This window comes from Pedobacter sp. (assembly GCF_045628745.1).
GTDB lineage: Bacteria > Bacteroidota > Bacteroidia > Sphingobacteriales > Sphingobacteriaceae > Pedobacter.
Genome location: NZ_JAZQPU010000407.1, coordinates 1 through 3188, shown reverse-complemented (window position 1 = coordinate 3188; position 3188 = coordinate 1). Strand labels below are relative to the sequence as shown.

Annotated in this window: 3 protein-coding genes; all 3 read left to right on the top strand. The window is 40.9% G+C overall.

From position 1 onward, the window contains the following. Window positions 1-868, top strand: an 868-nt coding sequence (locus tag ACR2F7_RS14820; RefSeq protein ID WP_432714323.1) for an O-acetylhomoserine aminocarboxypropyltransferase/cysteine synthase family protein, incomplete at its 5' end; no start/stop codon positions are given. A 19-nt stretch (window positions 869-887) separates the two neighbouring features. Beyond that, window positions 888-1946, top strand: a complete 1059-nt coding sequence (locus ACR2F7_RS14815) for a homoserine O-acetyltransferase family protein (RefSeq protein ID WP_432714322.1) — start codon at window positions 888-890, stop codon at window positions 1944-1946. Then, window positions 1947-3188 carry a homoserine dehydrogenase gene (locus tag ACR2F7_RS14810; RefSeq protein ID WP_432714321.1) on the top strand — a complete coding sequence of 414 codons (1242 nt, stop codon included), beginning with the start codon at window positions 1947-1949 and terminating at the stop codon, window positions 3186-3188.

Sequence of the window (3188 nt, the reverse complement as noted above, 5' to 3'; positions counted from 1 at the left end):
TTTAGAAACCGTAGGTAACCCATCTTTCAGCATACCTGATTTTGAGCGTATTGCCGCTATTGCCAACCAACATGACCTTCCCTTGATCGTTGATAACACCTTTGGTGCTGCTGGTTACCTGTTCAGACCCTTAGAACATGGAGCACATGTGGTGGTAGAGTCTGCCACAAAATGGATTGGTGGTCATGGTACCAGCATTGGTGGTGTTATTGTAGATGGTGGTAATTACAATTGGGGAAATGGAAAATATCCTCAATTCTCCAGTCCTTCTGAAGGCTACCATGGCTTAGTATTCAGTGAAGTTTTTGGTCCTGATGGTCCTTTTGGGAACATTCAGTTTGCCATCCGTGCCCGAGTGGAAGGCCTGAGAGACTTTGGCCCTGCACTATCCCCTTTCAATGCTTTCCTGTTGATCCAGGGCTTGGAAACTTTATCTTTAAGGGTACAGCGACATGTAGAAAACACCTTAGAACTAGCCACCTGGTTAGAAAACCACCCTCAGGTAAAATCGGTAAGCTACCCTGGTTTAGAAAGCAGTCGCTACCATACTTTAGCTAAAAAATATTTAAAGAATGGCTTTGGTGCAGTGTTGTCATTTGAGTTGGATGGCTCCAAAGAAGACGTAACCAGTGTTATTGATAACCTTAAACTGGTGAGCCACCTGGCCAATGTGGGCGATGCAAAAACGTTGATCATCCAGCCTTCTGCCACCACCCATCAACAATTAAGTGAAGCAGAACAAGCCGCTGCAGGGGTTACGCCAAATCAATTGCGTGTATCCGTGGGCATTGAACATATAGACGATATCAAAGCAGATTTTGAGCAGGCTTTTCAAAAAGTAAAACACAGAGAAGCACAAACTGCCTAACCATTATAGAAGTATACAAATGAGTACGATCAATACCTATCATTACCAAAAAGTTTTTAAACTAGAGAGTGGAAAAAAACTTAGAGGTTTGGACATTGCATACCAAACCTATGGTAAACTTAATGCCAGAAAAGACAACGTCATTTGGGCTTGCCATGCGCTTACAGCAAATTCTGATGTACTTGACTGGTGGAAGGGTCTTTTTGGTGCCAATGACTTGTTTAATCCAAAAGATCATTTTATCATCTGTGCCAATATCATCGGTTCACATTATGGCACAACTAGTCCGCTGAGCACTAATCCTGTTACCGGACAGCCCTACTACCTTGCTTTTCCAGAATTTACCGTTAGGGATATGGTAAAAGCACATGGCCTTCTTGCAGATCACCTGCAGGTTGACCGCATTAAAGTATTGATTGGCGGTTCTCTTGGCGGTCAGCAGGCATTGGAATGGTCTATTATAGATCCACATAAAATTGACAACCTTATTGTTGTAGCAACAAATGCCGTACACTCTCCATGGGGCATTGCTTTCAACGAAAGCCAGCGTTTAGCCATTACCACAGACCGGAGCTTCTATGCGCAAAAACCTGATGGTGGTTTAAAAGGCCTTAAGGTTGCCCGGAGCATAGCTTTATTATCCTACCGGACCTATGATGCTTATGCCTCTACCCAGCTGGAAACAGTGAATGATAAAACCACAGGCTTCAGGGCTTCTTCTTACCAAAGCTACCAGGGGGAGAAACTGTGCAAACGTTTCAACGCCTATAGTTACTGGTATTTAAGTAAAGCAATGGACAGCCACAATGTGGGCAGGGGAAGAAAAAGTATTGCTGATGCATTGGCTGCTATAAAAGCAAATACGCTTGTGATTGGCGTAGAAAACGACGTGCTTTTTCCAGTGTCAGAACAACAGCTGATCAGCAACCATATCAGGGATGCAGAATTTCAAACCATTGAATCCTCTTATGGCCATGATGGTTTCCTGATTGAAACTGAAGCCCTAACCAAATTGGTAGGCAATTTTTTAAAATCAAGCATCAATAAAAAGATTATAAAATTACAAAAGACAGCATAAATGAGTAAGAAACTAAAAATAGGTTTATTTGGTTTTGGAATTGTAGGACAAGGGTTACTCGATATCATTAAAGGTCAGGACCTGAATATTGAAATCGTGAAAATTGCGATCAAAAATCCTGACAAAAAACGTAACCTTGATGCCAAATTATTTACCACCGACCATCAGGAGCTTTTAGATAATCCGGAGATCAACACCATTGTTGAATTGATTGATGATGCAGATGCTGCCTATAATATTGTTAAAAAAGCATTGACTTCAGGTAAAAATGTAGTCTCTGCCAATAAAAAAATGATTGCCAATAACCTTGCTGAATTGTATGAGCTGCAAGAAAAACACGGCACCTCGCTTTTATACGAAGGTGCTGTTTGCGGCAGTATCCCTATCATCAGGAATCTTGAAGAGTATTACGACAATGAGCTTTTGCATGGCATCAGTGGAATTTTCAATGGCTCATCCAACTATATCCTTTCGAAAATCTTTAATGAGAACATGGATTACTATGTTGCCCTTAAACAAGCACAGGATTTAGGCTTCGCCGAAACCAACCCTATTTTGGATGTTGGTGGCTACGATGCTAAATTTAAACTGGCTATTGCTACGGCACATGCGTATGGTCTATTCATCAACCCGGATAAAATTCTGAATGTAGGTATTCAAAATTTAAACGAGTATGATATTAAATATGCCCGTGAAAAGAATTTCAAGATAAAACTGGTACCTACAGCACGTAAAATTAGCACACAACAAGTCATTACTTTTGTGTTGCCCAAGTTTGTGAAATCTGATGATTTTATTTACAACGTTGAAAATGAATACAACTGTGTAACAGTGCAGGCTGCATTCGCCGACAAACAGTTCTTTTTTGGTAAAGGTGCCGGTGGCCACCCTACGGGTGCCGCAGTTTTATCTGATATTGCTGCTTTGCGCTACGGCTATAAGTATGAATATAAAAAATACCAGCACAAGAATGGCCTGGTGCATACAGATAATGTGAGCCTGGAGGTATATTTACGCTATGAACATGAGTATACCTTAGACAAGCTTAAGATTGAAAACATTCAGGAACGCTTTTCAAACCAACATTATAAATATGTAATTGGCAACGTGAGCCTTAAATCTTTAATTGCCAACCGTGAATTGCTGCAGAATAAAGACATCTTTATAGCCCATACCGGGAAATATACTTATACCGCACAACAGATTCAAGCCGTTGTGCAGGAAGAAGCTTTGCTAAATTAG

Excerpts from the sequence above, each read along its gene's own strand:
- ACR2F7_RS14815 (WP_432714322.1), top strand. The coding sequence starts at position 888 with ATGAGTACGATCAATACCTATCATTACCAAAAAGTTTTTAAACTAGAG.
- ACR2F7_RS14810 (WP_432714321.1), top strand. The coding sequence starts at position 1,947 with ATGAGTAAGAAACTAAAAATAGGTTTATTTGGTTTTGGAATTGTAGGA.